Annotated in this window: 27 protein-coding genes; 14 read left to right on the forward strand and 13 right to left on the reverse strand. The window is 67.4% G+C overall.

Annotation, left to right across the window (positions count from 1 at the left end; translation table 11 throughout):
- Positions 1-5: 5 nt before the first annotated feature.
- A complete protein-coding gene (locus tag ABIC35_RS15240; RefSeq protein WP_121073637.1) occupies positions 6-230 on the forward strand; it encodes a hypothetical protein in 225 nt (74 codons plus the stop codon).
- 30 nt (positions 231-260) lie between these two features.
- Here the strand turns inward: ABIC35_RS15240 and ABIC35_RS15245 are convergent, their stop codons facing one another.
- From ABIC35_RS15245 to ABIC35_RS15260, 4 genes are all read right to left on the reverse strand, one after another.
- Positions 261-1,208 carry an alpha/beta fold hydrolase gene (locus ABIC35_RS15245; RefSeq protein WP_354278505.1) on the reverse strand — a complete coding sequence of 316 codons (948 nt, stop codon included), beginning with the start codon at positions 1,206-1,208 and terminating at the stop codon, positions 261-263.
- A complete protein-coding gene (locus tag ABIC35_RS15250; protein ID WP_121073634.1) occupies positions 1,205-1,414 on the reverse strand; it encodes a helix-turn-helix transcriptional regulator in 210 nt (69 codons plus the stop codon). The genes ABIC35_RS15245 and ABIC35_RS15250 overlap by 4 nt, the downstream gene beginning before the upstream one ends.
- On the reverse strand, positions 1,411-1,827 hold the full coding sequence (locus ABIC35_RS15255) for a hypothetical protein (RefSeq protein WP_121073631.1): 417 nt from the start codon (positions 1,825-1,827) through the stop codon (positions 1,411-1,413). The genes ABIC35_RS15250 and ABIC35_RS15255 overlap by 4 nt, the downstream gene beginning before the upstream one ends.
- Before the next feature lie 78 nt (positions 1,828-1,905).
- Positions 1,906-3,300: a glutamate ligase domain-containing protein gene (locus ABIC35_RS15260; protein ID WP_121073626.1), complete on the reverse strand. Its 1,395-nt coding sequence runs from the start codon at positions 3,298-3,300 to the stop codon at positions 1,906-1,908.
- Positions 3,301-3,339: 39 nt separating this feature from the next.
- Here ABIC35_RS15260 and ABIC35_RS15265 point away from each other — a divergent pair, with 39 nt between their 5' ends.
- Genes ABIC35_RS15265 through ABIC35_RS15275 form a run of 3 tightly spaced genes read left to right on the forward strand, consistent with a single transcriptional unit; the run spans position 3,340 to position 5,761 of the window.
- Positions 3,340-4,158 carry an LD-carboxypeptidase gene (locus ABIC35_RS15265; RefSeq protein WP_121073623.1) on the forward strand — a complete coding sequence of 273 codons (819 nt, stop codon included), beginning with the start codon at positions 3,340-3,342 and terminating at the stop codon, positions 4,156-4,158.
- Positions 4,155-5,195, forward strand: coding sequence for a D-cysteine desulfhydrase family protein (locus ABIC35_RS15270; RefSeq protein WP_121073620.1), 1,041 nt, complete (start codon positions 4,155-4,157; stop codon positions 5,193-5,195). Before ABIC35_RS15265 ends, ABIC35_RS15270 begins: the two co-directional genes overlap by 4 nt.
- A gap of 23 nt (positions 5,196-5,218) precedes the next feature.
- Positions 5,219-5,761, forward strand: a complete 543-nt coding sequence (locus ABIC35_RS15275; RefSeq protein ID WP_121073617.1) for an MAPEG family protein — start codon at positions 5,219-5,221, stop codon at positions 5,759-5,761.
- 106 nt (positions 5,762-5,867) lie between these two features.
- Here ABIC35_RS15275 and ABIC35_RS15280 read toward each other — a convergent pair whose 3' ends face one another.
- Complete coding sequence (locus ABIC35_RS15280; protein ID WP_121079098.1) at positions 5,868-6,146, reverse strand: hypothetical protein; 279 nt, start codon at positions 6,144-6,146, stop codon at positions 5,868-5,870.
- 73 nt (positions 6,147-6,219) lie between these two features.
- A complete protein-coding gene (locus tag ABIC35_RS15285; protein WP_121073614.1) occupies positions 6,220-6,576 on the reverse strand; it encodes a VOC family protein in 357 nt (118 codons plus the stop codon).
- A 287-nt stretch (positions 6,577-6,863) separates the two neighbouring features.
- Between ABIC35_RS15285 and thrS the strand changes: the two genes are divergently transcribed.
- Together thrS and ABIC35_RS15295 are read left to right on the forward strand one after the other, a co-directional pair.
- The gene (gene thrS, locus ABIC35_RS15290) at positions 6,864-8,855 is read left to right on the forward strand and encodes a threonine--tRNA ligase (protein WP_183049469.1); all 1,992 of its coding nucleotides are present in this window, start codon (positions 6,864-6,866) and stop codon (positions 8,853-8,855) included.
- Positions 8,856-8,894: 39 nt separating this feature from the next.
- The gene (locus ABIC35_RS15295; protein ID WP_220667328.1) at positions 8,895-9,509 is read left to right on the forward strand and encodes a Uma2 family endonuclease; all 615 of its coding nucleotides are present in this window, start codon (positions 8,895-8,897) and stop codon (positions 9,507-9,509) included.
- Between the two features lie 34 nt (positions 9,510-9,543).
- Here the strand turns inward: ABIC35_RS15295 and ABIC35_RS15300 are convergent, their stop codons facing one another.
- Complete coding sequence (locus tag ABIC35_RS15300; RefSeq protein ID WP_121073606.1) at positions 9,544-10,239, reverse strand: hypothetical protein; 696 nt, start codon at positions 10,237-10,239, stop codon at positions 9,544-9,546.
- 225 nt (positions 10,240-10,464) lie between these two features.
- Here ABIC35_RS15300 and infC point away from each other — a divergent pair, with 225 nt between their 5' ends.
- Positions 10,465-11,001, forward strand: coding sequence for a translation initiation factor IF-3 (gene infC, locus ABIC35_RS15305; RefSeq protein WP_029623153.1), 537 nt, complete (start codon positions 10,465-10,467; stop codon positions 10,999-11,001).
- Positions 11,001-11,891 (forward strand): glycoside hydrolase family 16 protein, encoded by an 891-nt coding sequence (locus ABIC35_RS15310; protein WP_121073604.1) that lies wholly within the window; start codon positions 11,001-11,003, stop codon positions 11,889-11,891. The genes infC and ABIC35_RS15310 overlap by 1 nt, the downstream gene beginning before the upstream one ends.
- Positions 11,892-11,912: 21 nt before the next feature.
- Here ABIC35_RS15310 and ABIC35_RS15315 read toward each other — a convergent pair whose 3' ends face one another.
- The gene (locus ABIC35_RS15315; RefSeq protein WP_064311720.1) at positions 11,913-12,230 is read right to left on the reverse strand and encodes a 2Fe-2S iron-sulfur cluster-binding protein; all 318 of its coding nucleotides are present in this window, start codon (positions 12,228-12,230) and stop codon (positions 11,913-11,915) included.
- Positions 12,231-12,293: 63 nt separating this feature from the next.
- Here ABIC35_RS15315 and ABIC35_RS15320 point away from each other — a divergent pair, with 63 nt between their 5' ends.
- The 3 genes from ABIC35_RS15320 (at position 12,294) to ABIC35_RS15330 (ending at position 14,035) form a co-directional block, all read left to right on the forward strand.
- Entirely contained in the window at positions 12,294-12,917 is a 624-nt protein-coding gene (locus ABIC35_RS15320) for a DNA-3-methyladenine glycosylase family protein (protein ID WP_121073602.1), read from the forward strand.
- Positions 12,918-13,083: 166 nt separating this feature from the next.
- Positions 13,084-13,761, forward strand: coding sequence for a hypothetical protein (locus ABIC35_RS15325; RefSeq protein WP_147425820.1), 678 nt, complete (start codon positions 13,084-13,086; stop codon positions 13,759-13,761).
- Positions 13,762-13,834: 73 nt separating this feature from the next.
- Positions 13,835-14,035, forward strand: coding sequence for a hypothetical protein (locus ABIC35_RS15330; RefSeq protein ID WP_147425819.1), 201 nt, complete (start codon positions 13,835-13,837; stop codon positions 14,033-14,035).
- 7 nt (positions 14,036-14,042) lie between these two features.
- Here ABIC35_RS15330 and ABIC35_RS15335 read toward each other — a convergent pair whose 3' ends face one another.
- The 3 genes from ABIC35_RS15335 to ABIC35_RS15345 all read right to left on the reverse strand — a co-directional run bounded on the left by ABIC35_RS15335 (position 14,043) and on the right by ABIC35_RS15345 (position 16,435).
- Positions 14,043-14,342 (reverse strand): DUF3297 family protein, encoded by a 300-nt coding sequence (locus ABIC35_RS15335; RefSeq protein WP_121073593.1) that lies wholly within the window; start codon positions 14,340-14,342, stop codon positions 14,043-14,045.
- Between the two features lie 15 nt (positions 14,343-14,357).
- A complete protein-coding gene (locus ABIC35_RS15340; RefSeq protein ID WP_121073590.1) occupies positions 14,358-16,001 on the reverse strand; it encodes an FAD-dependent oxidoreductase in 1,644 nt (547 codons plus the stop codon).
- A gap of 68 nt (positions 16,002-16,069) precedes the next feature.
- Complete coding sequence (locus ABIC35_RS15345; RefSeq protein WP_121073587.1) at positions 16,070-16,435, reverse strand: hypothetical protein; 366 nt, start codon at positions 16,433-16,435, stop codon at positions 16,070-16,072.
- Positions 16,436-16,561: 126 nt separating this feature from the next.
- Here ABIC35_RS15345 and ABIC35_RS15350 point away from each other — a divergent pair, with 126 nt between their 5' ends.
- Positions 16,562-16,975, forward strand: a complete 414-nt coding sequence (locus ABIC35_RS15350) for an EVE domain-containing protein (RefSeq protein WP_121073583.1) — start codon at positions 16,562-16,564, stop codon at positions 16,973-16,975.
- Here ABIC35_RS15350 and ABIC35_RS15355 read toward each other — a convergent pair.
- Complete coding sequence (locus tag ABIC35_RS15355) at positions 16,869-17,486, reverse strand: hypothetical protein (protein WP_183049297.1); 618 nt, start codon at positions 17,484-17,486, stop codon at positions 16,869-16,871. The genes ABIC35_RS15350 and ABIC35_RS15355 overlap by 107 nt on opposite strands.
- A 116-nt stretch (positions 17,487-17,602) precedes the next feature.
- Between ABIC35_RS15355 and ABIC35_RS15360 the strand changes: the two genes are divergently transcribed.
- Positions 17,603-18,253, forward strand: a complete 651-nt coding sequence (locus ABIC35_RS15360) for a glutathione S-transferase family protein (protein ID WP_121073580.1) — start codon at positions 17,603-17,605, stop codon at positions 18,251-18,253.
- Positions 18,254-18,485: 232 nt separating this feature from the next.
- Here the strand turns inward: ABIC35_RS15360 and typA are convergent, their stop codons facing one another.
- Positions 18,486-20,327, reverse strand: coding sequence for a translational GTPase TypA (typA, locus tag ABIC35_RS15365; RefSeq protein ID WP_121073577.1), 1,842 nt, complete (start codon positions 20,325-20,327; stop codon positions 18,486-18,488).
- A 188-nt stretch (positions 20,328-20,515) separates the two neighbouring features.
- On the opposite strand from typA, the gene ABIC35_RS15370 reads away from it, so the two are divergent.
- Positions 20,516-21,724, forward strand: a complete 1,209-nt coding sequence (locus tag ABIC35_RS15370; protein ID WP_121073574.1) for a toxic anion resistance protein — start codon at positions 20,516-20,518, stop codon at positions 21,722-21,724.
- The last annotated feature ends 3 nt before the right edge of the window (positions 21,725-21,727 follow it).

Genomic DNA, 21,727 nt, shown 5'->3' on the forward strand with positions numbered 1-21,727 from the left:
ACCCGATGCGCATCCTCCCCGTTCTGCTCGTACTGCCGCTGCTTGCGGGGGGATGCGTGGTGAAGACCGCCGCGAACGTCGTGACCCTGCCGGTCAAGGCCGGCGCCAAGGCGGTCGACTGGACCACCACCAGCCAGGACGAAGCCGATCGCAATCGCGGCCGGAAGATGCGCAAGCACGAAAAGGAATGCCGCAAGCATCCCGAGCGCTGCCAGAACGAGCAGCGCTGAACGCGGGGGCATGCCGCCCCCGCGCCGCGCTCAGCCCAGAAAAGCCATCAGCGCCTGCTCGAACGCAGCCGGCTGGTCGAGCATGATGAAGTGCCCGCTATCGCCCACGCCGCGGATCGTCACGTTCGGCGCACCGGCATATTGCGCGCGATAGAGGCCCAGCACCTGCTGCTCGCCGCCGCGGGCGTCGGTCCAGGGCACCAGTACGGTGATCGGCGCGGTGATCTTCGGCAGCACGGGGCGCAGATCGGTGATCATGTCCTCGTAGAGCGCCTGCCCGCTCACCCGCATGTCAGCCTTGGCCGACCAGCCGGCCACCTGCGCCTGCGAGGCGGGCTTGAGCGCATTCTGTCGTGCGATCATCTGGCCGACCTGGTCGGGAAAGGGCTTGCCGTACAGGCTCGCCATCTGCGCGCGCATCATCTCCGCCTGCGGCTTCAGCGCCTCCGCCGTGGCGGCGGGCGCGAAGAGCGTGCCGATGAACGGCAGCGCATCGACGATCAGCGCCTTCTGCACATCGCCCGGATGCGCCTGCGCCAGCATCAGCGAGACCAGCCCGCCCATCGAATGGCCGACGACCGGCACGGCGCCAAGCTTCTTGTCGGCGATCAGCGTGTGGAGATCGGCCACGACGCCGTCGAGGATGCCGGGCTGGAGATTGCCGCGCGGATCGTCGCCGCCGAAGCCGTTGACCTGCACCAAATAGACGCGGTGGTTCTTGGCAAGCGCCGGCACCACCCCGTCCCAGGTGGCGCGCGGGCTCGACAGGCCGGGGATGAGGATCACCGGGCTACCCCGCCCGACGACCTGCACCGAGATATGCGCCATCTGCACCACCGGATCGGCGGCGGCCCTGATCGGCGCAGCCACGCTTGCATGGGCGCGGTTGAAGAAGCCGTTCGCCGCGAGCAGCGCGATCAGGATCGCGCCCCAGGGCAGCTGCGAATTGCGGCAGGCACAGGCAAGCAGGCGCTTCATAGGGTCTTCTCCTTGGCAGGATTGACGAAGATGTCTTCGATGGCGAGGCCGAACAGGTCGGCGATCTTGAAGGCAAGCGGCAGCGAGGGATCGTAGCGCCCGGTCTCGATGGCGTTCACGCTCTGGCGCGAGACCTCGAGCCGTTCTGCGAGATCCTGCTGGCTCCACGCGCGTTCGGCGCGGAGCACGCGGAGGCGGTTGTTCATGCCGCGTCTCCGGACATCCTGTCGCGCCACGCCAGCAGGCACTGCGCCGCGCCCCAGGTGCCGCACCAGACCGGGAAGGCCCAGAACACGTCGACCTGTCCGATCGCGTGATAGAGCTGCAGGAAGCCCAGCACGACCGAGACCGCCAGCACCACCCCGATGCCGATCAGCATCGCCGTGACGATCCGCAGGCGCAGATACTCGTCGGTCTCCTCATGGATGTACAAGCCGATGACGACCAGGATCCCGAGGACTGGCAGCGCCGGCAGGATCGACCAGGCGATCAGCGCAATGCCCGTCGGGTGCAGGCGATCAACCGCCACGCTCGAGGCGATCACCGCACCGACATAGGCGAGCATCGTCGGCGTGAAGCGCTTCAGATAGCGACGGCCGGCGGGAGAACTACGCTGCATGTCGAGCTTCCTTGCTACTAAGACAAGGACGCTTTACGTCAACCTAGCTTTACATGTCAAGCGTACTTGACGCCGCCTTCAGAGCCGCAGCCGCGTCACCATGTCCTCGGCCAACTGACTGAGCGTATCGTCGCGCGCGCCCATCACCACTATGCGGTCGCCGGGCCGCGCCTGCGCCACCAGATGCGCCGCCGCGGCCTCCCGGCCGGGGATGTGCATCGCCTGCGCGCCGGTCGCCGCGACATCGGTGACGATGTCGGCGCTGGTCACCTCGCGGCTGACCGTGCCGCCCTGATAGACCGGGTCCGGCAGCACCAGCAGGTCCTCCCGCCCCAGCTTCGTGGCAAACATCGCGACCAGCTCGCGTCGCATCACCCTTAGCGGGCCATAGCCATGCGGCTGGAACAGCAGCAGCAGCCGCCCCGGAAATTCATGCAGCGTATCGAGCGTCGCGGCGATCTTGTCCGGGTTGTGCCCGAAATCGTCGATCACCGACACGCCGCCGATCGTGCCGACCAGCTCGAACCGCCGCCGCAAGCCGGTGAAGCCCTCCACCGCCGCGCATGCGTCCACCAGCGACACCCCCGCCGCCGTCGCCGCACCGATCGCGGCCAGCGCATTCGCGACATTGTGGCGCCCAGGCACCTGCAGCCGCACCCGCCGCACCGTTTCGCCCATCACCAGGTCGAAGCCGATCGCGAGGGCCTCGGGCGCGAGGTTCCGCGCCATCAGATCGGCCTCGCCCTCCACCGCGAAAGTCAGCGTCCGCGCGCGATCGAGCCCCACCGCCAGCGCCGCGCTCTCCGCATCGCCGACGTTGACCACCGTCGTCGCCGCCTTGCCCGCGAACGCCCCGAACAGCAGCCGCAATTCCTCCAGCGACTTGTGGTCGAGGCTGACATTGTTGAGCACCGCGATCCGCGGCCAGTAGTTGGCGATCGAGCCGTCGCTCTCGTCCACCTCGCTGACGAAGGCGTCCCCCGCCCCGACCAGCGCGCTGGCGAACGGCGCGTCCGGTCCCGCAAAATTCTTCATCACCGCGCCGTTCATCACCGTCGGATCGCGCCCGCAGGCATGGAGGATCCAGCCGATCATCCCCGTCACGGTCGACTTGCCGCTGGTCCCCGCCACGCCGATCGGCAGCGGCGAGGCGTTGAACAGGCTCGCCAGCAGCTCGGCCCGCGACATCCGCGCGCAGCCCAGCTCGGCCGCGCGGACCATGTCCGGCACGGTCGGCTCGATCGCGGCGGAGGCGACCACCACCTGCTCGGCCGACTGCACGCCGCTGCCGTCCTGCGGGAACAGGCCCACCCCGCGCGAGCGGAGCCAGTCGAACTTGGCCGCCAGCCGCCCGCCATCCAGGCTGCGGTCCGAACCCGAGACCCGGGCGCCTCGGCCGGCGAGGATCATCGCCAGCGGCATCATCCCCGAACCGCCGATCCCTACGAAGAAGGTTGCTTTGCCATGCTGCATGGGCACGCTATCGGCGAAGCGAGGAGACCATACAAGCATATGCGGATCGGAGTCGTCGCGCCGGCGCGGCCAGTCACCCGGGAATCGTCTGCCCGCATGGCGGCGTTCATGGCGCTTACCTACCCGGAGCATGAGGTGGTATTCCACCCGCAATGCTATCTCTCGGCGGGCCATTTCGCCGGCACCGATGCCGAGCGTGCGGCGGCGTTCCTGGAGTTTGCCAACGATCCGACGATCGACGCCATCTGGTTCGCGCGCGGCGGCTATGGATCGAACCGCATCCTCGACGCAGTGATGCCGCACCTCGGCGACGCCGCGCGGCGCAAGACGTACATGGGCTTCTCCGACATGGGCTTCCTGCTCGGCGCGCTCTACGCCCGCGGCATCGGCCATCCGGTCCATGCCTCGATGGCGAGCAGCATCGGCAAGAACGATGCGGGGGTCGATACCGGCTGGGCGCTGGGCTGGCTGATCGAGCGCGATCGCCGCGGGCTCGATCCCGCGCTGGCCGACGGACGCCCCGCCGCAGCCTTCAACCTGGCGATCCTCACGTCGCTGATCGGCAGCAAGTACCTGCCCGACCTCACCGATCATGTGCTGATGATCGAGGAAGTGGACGAGCCACTCTACCGGATCGACCGGATGCTGTTCAACATGGCCCATGCCGAGCAATTGAAGGGCATCGCCGGCATCCGCCTCGGCGCGGTGACCGCGATCGCCGAGAACGACCCGCCCTTCGGCGAGACGGTGGACGAGATGATCGTCCGCTGGTGCAAGGAGATGGGCGTCCCCTATCTCGGCCGCTGCGCGATCGGGCATATCTCGACCAACCACGTCGTCCCGTTCGGCGTCGCATGAGCCCCGATCCGCACGCCCTGCGGACCCGCCACGGCGCGGTATCGCTACTCGCCCACCCCTCGCCGATCGAGCGGCTGACGCGGCTGGAGGCGGCGCTCGGCAACGGCGTGCGGATCTATGTGAAGCGTGACGACGTCGCGGGCATCGGCGGCGGCGGCAACAAGCTGCGCAAGCTCGAATTCCTGCTCGGCGACGCGATCGCGCAAGGGTGTGACACCTTCGTCACCACCGGCGGGCTGCAATCGAACCATGCCCGGCTGAGCGCGGCGGCGTCGGCGCTGATGGGCCTCGCCTGCGAGCTGGTGCTGGCCGATGTCGTGCCCCGCCACGACGCCGACTATCGCGGCAACGGCAACCTCCTGCTCGACGCGATCTTCGGCGCGACCGTCCACCGCGTGCCCGGCGACGCCGATCGGTCGGCCTTCCTGCAAGCCCGCGCCGAGGCGCTGCGGGAGGAGGGGCGCACGCCCTATGTGGTCGGCGCGGGCGGATCGTCGCCGGTCGGCGCGCTGGGCTATGTCGCCTGCGCCTGGGAAATCCTGGGGCAAGAGGCGGCACTCGGCGAGCGCTTCGCCCGCATCGTCGTGCCCAACGGCAGCGCCGGCACCCATGCGGGCCTCGCCGCCGGCATGGCAGCGGCAGGGGAGGACGTGGCGCGCGTCCAGTCCTACGCCGTCCTCGCCACCCCCGAGCGCGCCCATGCCGAGACGCTGGCGCTCGCCCAGACGACACTCGCCGCCAACGCCCTGCCGGGCAGCGTGGCGGCGGCGGACGTGGTGATCGACGGCAGCCAGCGGGGTGAAGGCTATGGCATCCCCACGCCCGCGATGCGCGAGGCGGTGGAACTGCTCGCCCGCACCGAGGGCCTGCTGCTCGACCCGGTCTACAGCGGCAAGGCCTTCGCCGGGCTTCTCGCGGCGATCCGCAAAGGTACGTTCGAGCCGGGCGAGGCGGTGCTGTACGTCATGACCGGCGGCGTGCCGGGGCTGTTTGCGTATCGGGAGGTGTTTGACGCGTTGACGACTGCGGAGATCTGACCCCCGCAGGAGGATGCGCAGGCATGGCCGACGAGCGAGCATTCAAGGTAGAGCAGCGCGGCGTGGCGATCGGCATGGCCAGCGCATTGCTGCTCACGATCGTCGTGCTGGGATTGGTGGCACTCACAACGCACAGCGGCAGCGCGCCGACGTTCCCGCAGCGCCTGCAGGACGCCCTTAGAATCGACCTTCTCGTCATCTTGTGGGTCGCCGCGGGGATCGCAAATGTCGCCAGACTGCGCTTCTTCTCCGAACAGGACATCGGCGGCAGCGGTGGGCAACAGGCGTCCGAGCAGATCCGGATTGGGAACGCGGTCCTCGAGAACAGCTTCGAGCAGGCCGTGCTGGCGATCGTCACCCACCTGATCGTCGCCGCGACCTTTGTAGGGTCGACGCCGCTGATCGCCGCGTTGGCCAGCTTGTTTGCGGTTGGCCGGCTGCTGTTTTGGCGGGGCTACAAGCGCGGCGCCAGCGGGCGCGCCTTCGGCTTCGCGCTGACCTTCTATCCGAGCGTACTCGCGCTCTTGGCTTCGGCGCTAGCCAATGTGACCGCGCTGTTTGCATAGCTGAGCGGCTCATGGTCGCCGCTTGCGTCGCTTCCGCTGCGATTGGACCGACGCTGGGTGGCCCAACCATGTACGGCCGCGCGCGCGATTCGCCCTAGCAGCCGACTCAACCGTCACTTTCAGGCTGCGCGCTCGGCGCGAGATCCGCATCCATCTCCGCCTCTTGTTCGGGGCTGATCGGCTCGTCCAGAAAAAGCTCGACCAACGCTTTGCTTCCGACCTCCGGAAGCAGCTTCCCTAGACGATCGTAGGTGGACACCTCGATCAAACTCCATTCGAGCAGCCCCGCTAGGTAGCCGGGCCAAATAAGTGCAACCGCCTCCGTGTTTCGCCACGACAAATGGCGCACGATCCGGTTTGCAAGCTCTTCCTCTGTCGGCGCCATTCCCAACCTCTCGAACCCGTTCCACAATGCGGGCGCTTATGGGTGACGGATCGCTTTCATGAAAGCGCGGGCCTTACTCCGCCAGCACCCGCCCCACCCGCACCAGCGCGCCGTCCGGATCCGACACCGCGAACTCGTATGTCCCCCAAGGCATCGCATGCGGCGTACCGGGCTGGATGATCGCCTCGCGCACCCGCGCCGCCACCACGTCGACATCCTCGACATAGAGGTACAGCCCGAAGGGATTGTCCGGCGCCTGGGGCGTGTTCGCCTCGTGCCGCAGGTGCAGGTGCCAGCCGCGGTCGTCGGCGAGGATGCGGTAGTGGCCATAGTCGCTGGCCACCTCCAGCCCCAGGCGGCGGTAGAAGGCGGTGCTCGCGTCGAGGTCGCGGCAGGGCAGGATGGCGGCGATGTGGTGGCTGGCGTCCATGGTTGGATGCTATGCGTGCCGGGCGGGGTACACCACCCCAAAGCGTTCGCACTTGGGGCTGTGTCCCCCTCACCCTTCCGCCGCTTCGCGGCTCCCTCCCTCTCCCACAGGGGGAGAGGGAGCAGGGGCGCCAAACTCCCTCTCCCCCTGTGGGAAGGGTGAGGGGGACACGGGTGAAACTCCCGCCGCCCCTGCCCTTTCGCCAAAGCCTTGCCTATATCGCACCCGCGCGGGCATAAGCCGCGCTCCATTCCACACCCATGAAAGGGGTTCTTCCCGTGTCCGAGATGTTCCGCATTACGCTGCCCGACGGTTCCGTCCGCGAGGTAGCCCCGGGGACTACCCCGGCGGACATCGCCGCGGCGATCGGCCCCGGCCTCGCCAAGGCGGCGCTCGCCGCGCGCGTCGATGGCGAGCTACGCGACATCGGCCGTCCGTTCGAGGGCGATGCCCAGCTCGCGCTCGTCACCGCCAAGGACGAGGCCGACGCGCTCGAACTCGCGCGCCACGACTATGCGCACATCCTCGCGGAAGCCGTGCAGCACCTCTTCCCGGGCACGCAGATCACCTTCGGCCCGTCGACCGATGACGGCTTCTACTATGACTTCGCCCCCAAGGACCGCCCCTTCACCGAGGAGGACCTGCCGGCGATCGAAGAGGAGATGCGCCGCATCATCGCCCGCGACGAGCCGCTGATCCGCGAAGTCTGGTCGCGCGCCGACCTGATCGCGCGCTGGACGGCGCAGGGCGAGACCTTCAAGGCCGAATGGGCCAAGGAACTCCCCGAAGGCGAGGAGCTGACCGTCTACCGCGCCGGCAAGGGCGAGGACGCCTGGCTCGACATGTGCCGCGGCCCGCACCTCGCCTCCACCGGCAAGGTCGCGGCGGATGCGTTCAAGCTGACCCGCGTGTCGGGCGCCTATTGGCGTGGCGACCAGAAGAACGCGATGCTCAGCCGCATCTACGGCACCGGGTGGCTCAACAAGAAGCAGCTCCAGGAGCATCTGACGCGCCTGGAAGAGGCCGCCAAGCGCGACCACCGCAAGCTCGGTGCGGAGATGGACCTGTTCCACCTCCAGCAGGAGGCGCATGGCTCGGTGTTCTGGCACCCGAACGGCTATGTCATCTACCGCGTGCTCGAGGATTATATGCGCCGCGCGGTGAACGGCGCGGGCAGCAAGGAAGTGAAGACCCCGCAGGTGATGGATGCGCGCCAGTGGGAGCAGTCCGGCCACTGGGGCAAGTATCGCCAGAACATGTTCGTCATCCCCGACGAGACCCCGAACATCGAGGACGAAGGTCCGATGGTGTCCGAGGACGCGCAGTGGATGGCGCTCAAGCCGATGAACTGCCCCGCGCACATCCTGATCTTCAAGCAGGGCATTAAGTCGTATCGCGACCTGCCGATGCGGCTGGTCGAGAATGGCTGCTGCCACCGCAACGAGCCGCATGGCGCGCTGCACGGGCTGATGCGCGTCCGCCAGTTCACCCAGGATGACGGCCACATCTTCTGCCGCGAGGACCAGATCGTCGACGAAGTGAAGGCGTTTTGCGCGCTGGCCGACCGGGTCTACAAGCATTTCGGCTTCACCTATGCGATCAAGCTCGCGCTGCGCCCCGAGAAGCGCTTCGGCACCGAAGAAATGTGGGACATGGCCGAGAACGAGCTGCGCGACGCGGTGGTCGCCGCCGGCCTCGCCACGCCCGAATATGGCTGGGAAGAGCTGCCCGGCGAAGGCGCCTTCTACGCACCGAAGCTGGAATGGCACCTCACCGACGCGATCGGCCGTACCTGGCAGGTCGGCACCATCCAGTCGGACCGGGTGCTGCCCGAGCGGCTCGATGCGAGTTACGTCGGCGAGGATGGCGAGCGCCACCGCCCGGTGATGCTCCACCGCGCGATCTTCGGCTCGTATGAGCGGTTCATCGGCATCCTGATCGAGCATTTCGCCGGCAAGCTGCCGACCTGGCTCGCCCCGGTGCAGGCGGTGGTCGCGACGATTGTCTCCGATGCCGACGACTATGCCCGCGAAGTGGTGGCCAAGCTCCACGCCGCGGGCATCCGCGTCGAGAGCGACCTGCGCAACGAGAAGATCAACTACAAGGTGCGCGAGCACTCGCTGGCCAAAGTGCCCAACCTGCTGGTGGTCGGCAAGCGCGAGGCGGAGGAGAGCACCGTCGCGCTCCGCGTGCTCGGCAGCCAGGGTCAGACCATGCTGACGCTGGACGAGGCGATCGAACGGCTCAAGGCCGAGGCGCTGGCACCGGACCTGCGGTAAGCTGCCCTCAAGTTCCCCTCCCGCTTGCGGGAGGGGGCATTGGCGCACCTCGCCGTCTTGCCGCACATCTGCTATCCTCGCCCCATGACGCTGTTCCAGAACATGCGCCGGGGCCTTTTCCCCGCCCGACTGACGGTTGATGAGATATATGATCTCACCACCGCCGGAGTGTTGCGCGAGAATGAGCGCATCGAGCTGATCGAGGGAGAGGTGGTACCGATGGCGGCAGCCAAGGCGGACTGGCACGCGCTCATGGAAAGCAAGCTCATTTGGGGCTTCGCGCAGCGCTTGCCGGCAGCCGTCCGCCTGTACCCGGCGCCGTCGCTCACGCTCTCGGCAGACACACTGCTCGAGCCCGATCTCGTCGTGCTTCCGCGCGGATCGATGATCCGCCAAATGCGTGGACCAGACGTCCTGCTGCTAATCGAAGTCGCCGACAGTTCGCTGTCCTACGACCTGCGCGTGAAGGCGCCGCTCTACGCCAGGCACGGCGTGCGCGACTATTGGGTGGTCGACGCGGTGCGCCAGACGATCCGCATTCACCGCGCGGCGGAGAACGGCGTCTACACCGATGTCGAGGAATATGAGGCGCACGACACGGTCGCGCCGCTGCTCTTCCCAGAGCCGACGATCCGCCTCGACACGCTGGACTGAGCGGGCGGCACGCGAGACGCCGCCCGCGCCAGCCTCAGAACCGGTACTTCAGCCCGAACTGCAGGATCGGGTAGACCTGATAGTCGTTCGCCGAATCCTGCAGCTTCTGGCGCTGCTTGGCGAGTTCGTTGCGGTACGTCGTGCCTGCGATCGTCGGATCGGTCGCCAGCGTGCCGTTCGAGGTGAAGTCGCGGATCCGCACCGCACCCTCGAACAGCGCGCCCGCCTCCACCGTGAAAGCCAGCCCCTTGCGCAGCTTGCCGCCATAGCCGAGCGTCAGCTGGGGGGCGAATTCGCGCAGGTCGGCGCGGCCGGTGATCGTGCCGATCTGCTCGGGCGTGAACACCAGGCTGCCGATCCGGGTCGGGCCGTTGGGCGTCGCACGGACATTGCCGTTGGTGCCGTTGTAGCGCGCGCCCGCCGAAATGCGGAAGCCCCCGCCCAACGGGTAAACGTCAAGGATCACGCCCCCCGACGACAGCTTGGCATGGCCGTCATAGTCGATGCCGCCCGAGCTGAAGCTGTGGTCCACGCCCAGGAAACCGCCATTGGCGCGCACGCCGACATGCTGGTTGAACCGGTAGCCGATTTCCGGCCCCACGCCTAGCGAGCCCGCGGTGACGCCTACACTTGCCTTGCCCTGTTCGGCCCCGCCATCGCTCTGCGCCAGCGCCTGGCCGGCAAGCGTGATCGCCGCGAAACCCATCGCGGCACGAAACAGTCGCTGCATTACGCTTTTCCCCTGTTGCCGACACGCGGGAAGGTCCGCCGGCACCGGGACATTATAGAGAAGCGCAGGGGCGGAGGCGGCCTGCAGGGGGCGTTTTCCGCAGGCCCGCTGCACTTGCCGCGCAATATCGCCGCAATATGCCGCCGGGGGGACCTTCTCTCGGCCCCCATTATTGTCTATATAGGGCGCTGATCAACTACAGGAGCCAGTCTTATACGTTCTCCCATGCCCCGGCGCCCGATGGCGCCCGCGATGCCGCTGAACGGGCCGCGGTTTAACGAATTCATCCAGTCGCCCAAGGTTCGCGTGATCGACCAGGACGGCGAAAACCTTGGCGTGATGTACACGCGCGAGGCGATGGCGCAGGCTGCCGAGGTCGGGCTCGACCTCGTCGAAGTGTCGCCCAACGCCGACCCGCCCGTCGCCAAGTTCCTCGATGTGGGCAAGTTCAAGTACGAGGCGCAGAAGAAGGCGAACCTCGCACGCAAGACCCAGAAGACGCAGGAGATCAAAGAGATCAAGATGCGTCCCAACATCGACGATCACGATTACGACGTGAAGATGCGTAACGTGCTGAAGTTCATCGGTGAAGGCGACAAGGTGAAGATCACCCTGCGCTTCCGCGGTCGCGAGCTTTCGCATGGCCAGCTCGGCATGCAACTGCTACAGCGCGTCCAGCAGGACGCGGCGGAAGTGGCCAAGGTGGAGAGCTATCCGCGCATGGAAGGCCGTCAGATGCTGATGGTGCTCTCGCCCAAGTGATGCGCTGGCGGCGGTTCGCGATCGCGGCCGCCGCCGCAGCCTGGTTCCTGCCGGCAGCGGCGGTTGCGCAGACCGCCGCCCTGCCACCCGTCCCTGCCGCGACCAGCGAATCGATCGCCGTCCCAAAGGGCGCGCGACTCGTCTGGGCGGATGAGTTCGACTCGGGCCATTTGCCCGACGCCAGGCGCTGGACCTATGATACCGCCCGCAACCGCGAAGGCTGGTACAACCAGGAACTGCAATACTACGCCGCGAGCCGGCCCGAGAATGCGCGGGTCGAGAACGGCCATCTCGTCATCGAAGCGCGCCGCGAGCGGCTGACCGGCCAGGCCGATTATGGCGGCCAGGACTATAGCTCCGCCCGCCTGCTCACCCGCGGCCTTGCTAGCTGGACCTATGGCTTTATCGAGGTCCGCGCCAAACTGGCCTGCGGCAAGGGGCTGTGGCCCGCGATCTGGCTGCTCGGCACCGATGGCAGCGGCGGCTGGCCGCGGCTCGGCGAGATCGACGTGATGGAACTGGTCGGCTGGGACCCGGAGACGGTCCACGGCACCATCCACACCGGCGCCTATAACCACGCCCAGCACACCCAGAAGGGCGCGACCACGCAGGTGGCGGACGCCTGCACCGCCTTCCACACCTACCAGCTCGACTGGACCCGGGACCGCATCCTGATCGGCGTCGACGGCCATGCCTATATGCGCTTCGACAACGACCATCAGGGCGATCCCGCCACCTGGCCTTTCGACAAGCCGCAATATCTGCTGCTCAACGTCGCGGTGGGCGGCTGGGGCGGCACCCATGGCATCGACCCCGCCGCCTTCCCATCGCGGATGGAGGTGGAGTATGTCCGCGTCTGGCAGACTGCGGACCAGGCAAAGGGGCGGTGACCTGCCCGCCCCTGCCTTCGCTCAATCCTCGGCGGCGATCCGCACGCGCAGGCCGTCCAGCGCATCGGTGAACGGCAGCTGGCACGAAAGGCGCGAGGTTGCGTCGCGATCGCTGGTGCTGTCGAGCAGATCGTCCTCGTCCATGCTCATCTTGGGCAGTTTGTCCGCAAATTCCGGGTCGACATGGACATGGCAGGTGGCGCAGCTGCAGCAGCCGCCGCACAGCGCCAGCAGCTCGTCGAAACCATTGTCGCGAATCACTTCCATCACGCTGAGACCGGCCTCACCGGTTACCGTGCGTTCGGTTCCGTCACGCGTCACGACCGTAAGCTGGGGCATCTGCATCTCCTTGGTTCGCCGCGTCCATGCCGGTGAACCGAGCCTGTTTCAAGGAGCCATTCCATGGGCTTGACCGCCGACCAGCTGAAGGGGTCGATCGACGCATTGGCAGCGCTCGAACCCGCCTTCGCCGCCGCGCTGCAACGCGCGGGGTATCCCGAGCCGCGGATCCGAGCGCGCGGCTATGCCACGCTGCTCCGCACGATCGTAGGCCAGCAGGTGAGCGTCGCCGCCGCCACCGCCGTGTGGAACAAGCTGGACGCGGTGCTGGGCGATGCCGAGGATCCCGCGTTGCTCGCGGCCGCCAGCGACGAGCTGCTGCGCAGCGCCGGCTTGTCGCGCCAGAAGATGGGCTATGCCCGCAGTCTGTCCGAGCAGGTGACCAGCGGCGCGCTCGATCTCGCCGCGCTGCCGGCGGACGACGAGGACGCGATCGCCGCGCTCACCCGCATCAAGGGCATCGGCCGCTGGTCGGCGGAGATCTACCTGCTGTTCGCCGAAGGGCGGCCCGACATCTGGCCGGCAGGCGACCTGGCGGTGCAGATCGAGATCGGCCGCATCCTCGGCCATCCCGAGCGCCCCAGCGAGAAGCTGACGCGCGCATGGTCCGAGGCATGGCGCCCCCACCGCGGCGCGGCGGCGATCTTCGCTTGGCACCATTACGGGATGATCAAGAGCGCCATCTGACCCGGCAAGGCGCCGCTGAAGCAAGGCACCTTTCAAGATACGACGCCCCCCTGCGCGCGCTCATAGCAATTGCAGACTAGCGATTGTTCAGGAACAGAAATCGCTTGGGACGTTCCTCTGCCTATGCGACACTGGTGTCACAATAAAACCATGTGCGGAGGGGATCATGCGGTCTGCAATAGGGCTTGTTGTCGTCGCGCTTGTCTTTGCCTCGCTACCTGGGAACGCCGCACGCGCGCGACCCGCAACAGAGGATCCATCCGCCGCCGAGCGATCCCGACTGCTTGCCGAGTTCACCGACTGCGTCACGGCGCAGAAATCGCGGCAAGCGGCGATCCAGGCGTTTCTGCGCACCATCCCCCGCCAACCTTCGTTCGACGCCGCCGCGATGAAGGCGGCGGACCTCACTTGCCTCAACAGGGCTGCGGCGCGCACGCACAGCCGCATAGAGATGCGGTTGCAGCCTGAAACCTTCCGAGACGCGCTGTATCCCTCGCTCTATCGCCGCGAATTCGGCAAGAGCGGCCCCGTTGCGGGCCTCCAGGCGCTGCCGCCGCTTCGCCTGTCCGACGAGTTCGACGGCGATACCACCGGTCTGCCGGCCGATTTCGTTGCCGCCCGCCTATTTGGTGACTGCGTTGCCCGCGACAATCCCGGCGATGCCCACGCCCTGCTGGTCGCCCAGCCCGCCGGAGCGGAGGAAAGCGCGGCCATGGAAAAGCTGAAGCCGGCCTTCACCGCCTGCATCAAGCAGGGGCAGACGCTGAGCCTGACACGATCCGCCATCCGCGCGAGCGTGGGAGAGGCAATGGTCAAGCTGTCGCGGGCGGCGACTACCCGCTAGGACGCGACGATACCGATCCATTCCGCAACGAGCGGCGCTGTCGAAGCGTTTGGGCGAGCTGCCTGCCTGCTCGATGCAGCCCTCGGCGAAGACCTTCGATCCGCTATTCGCCATCCGCATGGATGTCTTCGCCATCGCCGCGATGAACGGGCCGGATTGGCCCGGCGGCAATATCACCCTCGTCGGCCGGCTCAACGGGCAGCTGACGATCATCGTGCTCGAAATAGCTATTAAACACGCTGGCGGGGCTGCCGGCATCCGGCACCCCCGCTAACCAAGCCTCAGCCCTCGGCGCTGTCCTCGGCCTTGGCCCCGTCTTGCGCCGCATCCGCAGCCGCCTCGCCGCCGCTCTGGAACCAGGCCTCGACCGGGCCGACCAGCTTGATCGTCAGCGGGTTGCCCTTGCGATCGGTCTTCTTGCCGAGCGCGACGCGCACCCAGCCTTCGGAGATGCAGTATTCTTCGACATCGCGGCGCTCGACGCCCTTGAACTTGATGCCGACGCCGCGCTCCAGCAGTTCGCGGGTGAAATAGGGGCTGCTCGGGTTGACCGACAGACGATCGGGAGGGGTATCGCTCATGCCCGGCTCATGCCGTCATTCGGCCGCGGGTTCAAGATAGCGGTGTATGGCGGAGACCACCACCGATCCCTCGCCAACCCCCGAGGCAACACGCTTCACCGACCCGGCGCGCACGTCGCCCACCGCGAACACGCCGGGCGCGGTGGAGCAGAAGAAGGTCTCGCCGCTGCCGGTCTGCACGAAGCCCCGCGCATCGAGATCGACACAGCCTTCCAGCCAGCCGGTGTTGGGCACCGCGCCGATCATCACGAACAGCGCGCCGACCTTGCGATGCTCGGTGGCGCCGGTCTTGCGATCGGTCCATTCCAGCCCGGTCAGCGCACGCTCGCCCTCCAGCGCGGTCACTTCGGTGAAGGGGTGGAGGGTGATCCGCTCCGAGGCCTCGATCCGATCGATCAGGTAGCGCGACATGGTCGCGGCGAGCCCAGGACCGCGCACCAGCACATGGACGTGGGCGGCGTGGCGGGCGAGGAACACCGCCGCCTGCCCCGCCGAATTGCCGCCGCCGACCACCACCACCTCGGAGCCGGCGCACAGCCCGGCCTCCATCGCGGTGGCGGCGTAATAGATGCCGTTGCCTTCCAGCTCGGCATAGCGCGGCAGATCGAGCTTGCGGTAACGCGCGCCGGTCGCGACCACCACCGCGCGGGCCTGCAGCGTCGCGCCGTCGTCGAGATGGAGCCGCAGCGGCCGCTCCTCGCATTCGATCCGCACCACCGAGCGCGAGACGAGCAGCCGCGCGCCGAACTTCTGCGCCTGCACCTGCGCACGCCCCGCCAGCGCCTGGCCGGAGATGCCGGTGGGGAAACCCAGATAATTCTCGATCTTGGAGCTGGTCCCCGCCTGGCCGCCAGGCGCCACCGCCTCGATCACGATCGAGTCGAGCCCCTCGGACGCGGCATAGACCGCCGCCGCGAGGCCCGCAGGCCCCGCACCGACCACCGCCACGTCGTGCACATGCTCCGGATCGAGCGATGTCGCGAGGCCCAGCGCATCGGCCAGCGCGGCGTTGGTCGGGTTACGCAGCACCCGGCCCTCCAGCACGACCACTGGCAGGTCCGCATCGGTGAGCGCCAGGCATTCGAGGAAGCCCGCTGCGTCGGGATCGGTGTCCGTATCGATCCGCCGGTGCGGCATCGCGTTGCGGGTGAGGAAGGTCTCGATCCGCCCCATGTCCGCGCCATGCCCCGGCCCGGCGAGCGCGACGCCCGCATCGCTGTGGCGCAGCAGCCCGACGCGGCGCAGGATGAAGGCGCGCATCACGATCTCGCCGATATCGGGCTCCGCCGCCATCATCCGGCGGAACGCCGCGCGCTCGATCCGCACCACCCGCGTGCCGGGCAGCGCGCGGGCGCTCACCAGGATCTTGCGGTCGTTGAACAGGTCGAGCTCGCCGGTGAACTGGCCGGCCTCGTGGATGTGGAAGACATGGTCCCGGCCCTCGCTGTCCGTATCGACGATCGCGATGCCGCCGGACAGGCACAGGAAGAAATCGACGCTATGATCGCCGCGGCGATACAGCATGGCGCCTTCCTCCACCGCCTCCTCGGTGCCGAAGGCGGCGACCCGCGCGATCATCTCCGCGGTCAGGACCGGGAAGGTCTGGGCGGATCGCGCATAGGGATCGGCGGGGTCAAGCGATTCGGGGGTGCTGGCCATGGACCCACTCTAGCGAGGCCACAGCCGCGCGCGACCCATCTCAAGAGATGATCGCGCGCGCTATCCAGTTAATCGCAGTAGCGGATCAGCACCGGCCGGCCGATATAGGGATCCCATACCCGGCGCACGTCGCACTGCTCATAGTAGCGGTAGCGGGGATAATTGTCCCGGTACCAATAGCCGTCGGTCGGGTAATAGCCGCGCTCGCGATAGAAGCGCCGGTCGTAGTCATAGCGCCGATCGTTCGAGATCGCCGCGCCGATCGCGAGACCCGCGATGCCCGCGACCAGCGCCGCGCCGGCCACGTCGCCGCCGCGATCATGGTAGTAATGCCGACGATAGCGCCAGTCCTGCGCCTGCGCGGGCGCTGCCGCCGCCAGCAGGCTTGCGCCCGTGGCGATGCCCAGCACCAGCTTCTTCGCCAGGTTGTTCATGCACCTTACTCCTCACCTCGAGGCGCCGGCGAGTCGCTCGGCGCCGATGGTCTTCCGATACGCAATCGCGGCTTAATCGGTGCGGAACCGGCTGTTCAGCCGCGGTTTAGCTGGCTAACGGGCGGCATGGCCTATTGGATCCTCCGCTCCGAACCCGATGTCTATGGCTGGGATGACCTGGTGCGCGACGGCAGCACCGAATGGAACGGCGTGCGCAACTATACCGCGCGCAACTTCCTCAAGGACATGGTCCCCGGTGACCAGGCGATCTTCTACCATTCGAACATCCAGAAGGCCGCGGTGGGCATCATGGAGATCACCCGCGCCTGGCAGCCCGACGGCGACGACGGCAAATGGGCGAGCGTCGAAGTGAAAGCGCTGCGCCCGCTGGCCAAGCCGGTGCCGCTGCCCGAGATCAAGGCCGAGCCGCGGCTCAAGGACTTGGAGATGGTGCGCCAGTCGCGCCTGTCGGTGACGCCGGTGCGGCCGGAGGAGTGGGCGGTGCTGCTGGAGATGAGCGGAACGGCACCGGATCGCTGAGGTCGATCGGCACGCGGTTGGACTTGTCGGGCTTCTTCTTGAACGCCCGGCCGACGCCCTTGCCGGCATCGCCGACCAACTTGAAGAAGTTGCGCGACTCCCCCGGCTCCTCGCAGCAGCTGTTCGGATCGATGATCTTGCCGACGCCGCGCACCAGCGCGGTCGCGCCGCCGAAGATGTCGACGCCCACCTGGCATCCGCCGACCCGCGCAGCGCAGGGCGTCTCGATGGCGTTGAGCGCGCCGATGCCGGTGCGCTCCGGATTGCTCGGCATCGGCCGATCGGGCGGCCCGCGCTCGCCCGGCAGCGGCAGCCGCGGCGCCTGCCCGTCCTTGCCGCACACGACGATCTGGTCGCCGCCGGTCTGGGCGGAGGCGCAGGGCGCCGCCAGCACCGACCAGCGCTGCGTGCCGTCCGTCGCCTGCTGCGGCGCGGCGACCGTTGCGGCGGTTGCGGGCGCGGCCGCCTGGGTCTGGGGCGATAGGCCCAATAGCAAGGCGGCGAGCAACATCTGCAAAACTCTCCCGGCAGACAGCCCTTAGACCATGGCCGCGCGCCAAGCGGAAGCGCATTCCGCAGGGGCCGTCGCTGCGATAGGGTGGCAGCGCCGATAGCGGAGCTCGCGCCATGCCGATCAACCTCACCGCCTTCGAAGCCTCACCCGATCGCGGCCGCGGCCTCGCGCGGGACATGCAGGTCCGCTGGGCGCTGGAAGAGCTGGGGCTGGCCTATGGCGTGCGCCTCGTCTCCTTCGCGGCGATGAAGCAGGCCGAGCATCTCGCCCGTCAGCCTTTCGGCCAGATCCCGAGCTATGAGGAAGACGGGCTGACGCTGTTCGAGTCGGGTGCGATCGTGCTGCACCTCGCGGAGCGCCATCCCGGCCTGCTGCCGCCGGACCCGCACGCCCGCGCCCGCGCGATCGCCTGGATGTTCGCGGCGGTGAGCACGGTCGAGCCGCCGATCCTTGAATGGGCGATGGCGCGGATGCTCGAGCGCGACGCGCCCTGGTTCGCGGAGCGCCAGCCGATGCTGGAGGACCGCGTCCGCACGCGGCTGGCGCAGCTTGCTGCGCGACTGGGCGAGGCCGAGTGGCTGGAGGAGACCTTCAGCGCCGCCGACCTGCTGATGGTGGGCGTGCTGCGCCGGCTGGGGCGTGCGACGATGCTGACCGAACAGCCGCGGCTGCTGGCGTATATCGCCCGAGGGGAGGCCCGGCCGGCGTTCCAGCGTGCCTTCGCGGCGCAGCGGGCGGTGTTCGAGGCACAGGCAAGCCGTTAGCCCCATGTGTCTCCTCCCCCGGAGCAAGGCCCCGGGGAGGGGGACCGCCGCCGCAGGCGGTGGTGGAGGGGGAGCGGCCTGGCATGCCCCCTCCACCACGCCGCTGACGCGGCGCGGTCCCCCTCCCCCGCTTCGCGGGAGAGGAAATGCTCTGGTGAGGGCGCGCACACCTCAAACGAAAAAGCCCCCGCCGTTGCCGGCAGGGGCTCATTCTACGTCTTGGAGCCGTCGCTTACGCGGCCGATTTCGACCGGCTCTGACGCTTGCGCTCGTTCGGATCGAGGAAGCGCTTGCGAAGACGGATGTTCTTCGGGGTCACTTCCACCATCTCGTCGTCGTCGATGTACGCGATGGCCTGTTCCAGCGTCATCTTCTTCGGCGGGGTCAGGCGGATCGCGTCGTCCTTGCCGCCCGAAGCGCGGAAGTTGGTCAGCTGCTTCGCCTTCATCGGGTTGACCTCGAGGTCTTCCGTCTTGGCGTTCTCGCCGATGATCATGCCTTCATAGAGGGCCTCACCGTGACCGACGAACAGGATGCCGCGCTCTTCGAGCGGACCCAGCGCATAGCCCTGGGCTTCGCCGGCGCCGTTGGAGATCAGCACGCCGTTCTTGCGGCCTTCGATCTTGCCCTTGTACGGACCGTACTTCTCGAACAGGCGGTTCATGATGCCGGTACCGCGGGTGTCCGACAGGAACTCGCCGTGATAGCCGATCAGGCCGCGCGACGGTGCCGAGAAGGTGATGCGGGTCTTGCCGCCGCCCGACGGACGCATGTCGGTCATCTCGGCCTTGCGCTGGTTCATCTTGTCGACGACCGTGCCCGAGAATTCCTCGTCCACGTCGATCACGACGGTCTCGTACGGCTCTTCACGGCCATTCTCGCCATCGCGGAACAGCACGCGCGGACGGCTGATGCCGAGCTCGAAGCCCTCGCGGCGCATCGTCTCGATCAGCACGCCCAGCTGAAGTTCGCCGCGGCCGGCGACTTCGAAGCTGTCCTTCTCGTCGCTTTCGGTGATCTTGATCGCGACGTTCGATTCCGCTTCGCGGAACAGGCGGTCGCGGATCATGCGGCTGGTCACCTTGCTGCCCTCGCGGCCCGCCATCGGCGAGTCGTTGACGGCGAAGCGCATCGACAGCGTCGGCGGATCGATCGGCTGCGCGTGCAGCGGCTCGCTGACCGAGGTGTCGGCGATGGTGTTCGACACGGTGGCGACGGCGAGGCCGGCGAGGCTGATGATGTCGCCCGCCTTGGCTTCGTCGACCGGCACGCGGTCCAGGCCGCGGAACGACATGATCTTCGAGGCGCGACCGGTCTCGATGATGTTGCCGTCGTTATCCAGCGCGTGGATCGGCTGGTTCAGGCGCACCGTGCCGCTCTCGACGCGGCCGGTGAGGATACGGCCGAGGAAGTTGTCGCGGTCGAGCAGGGTGACGAGGAACTTGAACTCGGCGTCCGCGTCCACCTGGGGCGGGGGCACATGGTCGACGATCTTCTGGAACAGCGGGGTCAGCGTGCCTTCGCGCGCGTCCTGGTCGTCCGAAGCATAGCCGTTGCGGCCCGAGGCGTAGAGCACCGGGAAGTCGAGCTGCTCGTCGGTCGCTTCCAGCGTCACGAACAGGTCGAACACTTCGTCGAGCACTTCCTGCACGCGCGAATCGGCACGGTCGATCTTGTTGACGACCACGATCGGACGCAGGCCCAGCTTCAGCGCCTTGCCGGTCACGAACTTGGTCTGCGGCATCGCGCCTTCCGACGAGTCGACCAGCAGGATTACGCCGTCGACCATGCTCAGGATGCGCTCCACCTCGCCGCCGAAGTCGGCGTGGCCGGGCGTGTCGACGATGTTGATGCGGATGCTGTTCTCTTCGGTGCCGTCGGGCGACCAGTCGACCGAGGTCGGCTTGGCGAGAATCGTGATCCCGCGCTCCTTCTCGAGGTCGTTCGAGTCCATCGCACGCTCTTCGACGCGCTGGTTGTCGCGGAAGGTGCCGGACTGGCGGAAGAGCTGGTCGACGAGGGTGGTCTTGCCATGGTCGACGTGTGCGATGATCGCCACGTTGCGGAGGTTCATGCGATTTCCTGATTGGCGCGGAAGCGCGCGTACGGGCGGCCCCATAGCGGAAATGGTGCGTCGCGGGAAGGCCCCTGCTGCAAACGGCATTCCCGTTGAAACACATAGTGCCATAGCCATATACCACACTTGCGGGATACGTGCTTCGCCTGCATGGTTATCCCTACGGAGTTGGAGAGAGAGTGACGATGGCGACTGTGACGGATACCGCAGAACAGGGTCTGGTGCTCACGCCCCCGGATCCCGTCCCCGTCGTGGCACCCGAAAAGGCTGCCGGGCTGGTGCCGGTCGAAGACACCAAGAAATCCGAGCTCGACAAGCGCGTCGACGGCTTCATCGACGATCTGATCGCGCAGGACGTGAACTCGCCCGAATTCGGCAAGCGCGTCGATGCGATCGCGGCGATGGGGCAGAAGGAAATCCGCGATGCGGCCGGCCAGTCCAACCGCTTCCTCGATCGCCCGGTGCGCGCGATGGGCAGCGAGGGCGGCGTGGGTGCCGACCTGCTGGCGCTGCGCAAGACGGTGGAAGACCTCGATCCCTCGCGCAACGGCAAGCTGATCGGCGGCAAGGACGGCTTCCTGTCGAAGATCTTTGGCGGCGGCGGCGGCCTCACCAACTATTTCCGCAAGTACCAGTCGTCGCAGAGCCACATCAACGCGGTGCTCAAGAGCCTGGCCAACGGCAAGGACGAGCTGCTGCAGGACAATGCCGCGATCGCCACCGAGCGCGCCAATCTGTGGAACGCGATGGGTCGGCTGGAGCAGATGATCTATCTGTCTAAGGCGATGGACGAGAAGCTCGAGGACAAGGCCAACGAGCTGGATCACACCGATCCCGCCAAGGCCAAGGCGATCCGTGAGACCGCGCTTTTCTATGTCCGCCAGCGCACCCAGGACTTGCTCACCCAGATGGCGGTGACGGTGCAGGGCTATCTCGCGCTCGATCTGGTCAAAAAGAACAATGTCGAGCTGATCAAGGGCGTCGACCGCGCCTCGACCACCACCGTCTCGGCACTGCGTACCGCGGTGACCGTGGCGCAGGCGCTCAACAACCAGAAGCTGGTGCTCGACCAGATCACCGCGCTCAACACCACCACCGCCAACCTGATCGAATCGACCGGCCAGCTGCTCAAGAGCCAGACCGCGGCGATCCACGAACAGGCGGCGAGCGCAACGATTCCGGTCGAGACGCTGCAACGCGCCTTCCAGAACATCTACGACACGATGGATGCAATCGACACCTTCAAGCTCAAGGCGCTGGACAGCATGAAGGTGACGGTCAACACGCTGTCGAACGAAGTCGAGAAGTCGAAGGGCTATATCGCCCGCGCCGAGGGTGCCGAGCAGAACCGGCTGGGCGGCCCTACGGACGGCTTCAAGCTGGAGGCGATGTAAGCC

Origin of the sequence: Sphingomonas trueperi (genome assembly GCF_040545965.1) — a bacterium.
GTDB lineage: Bacteria > Pseudomonadota > Alphaproteobacteria > Sphingomonadales > Sphingomonadaceae > Sphingomonas > Sphingomonas trueperi_C.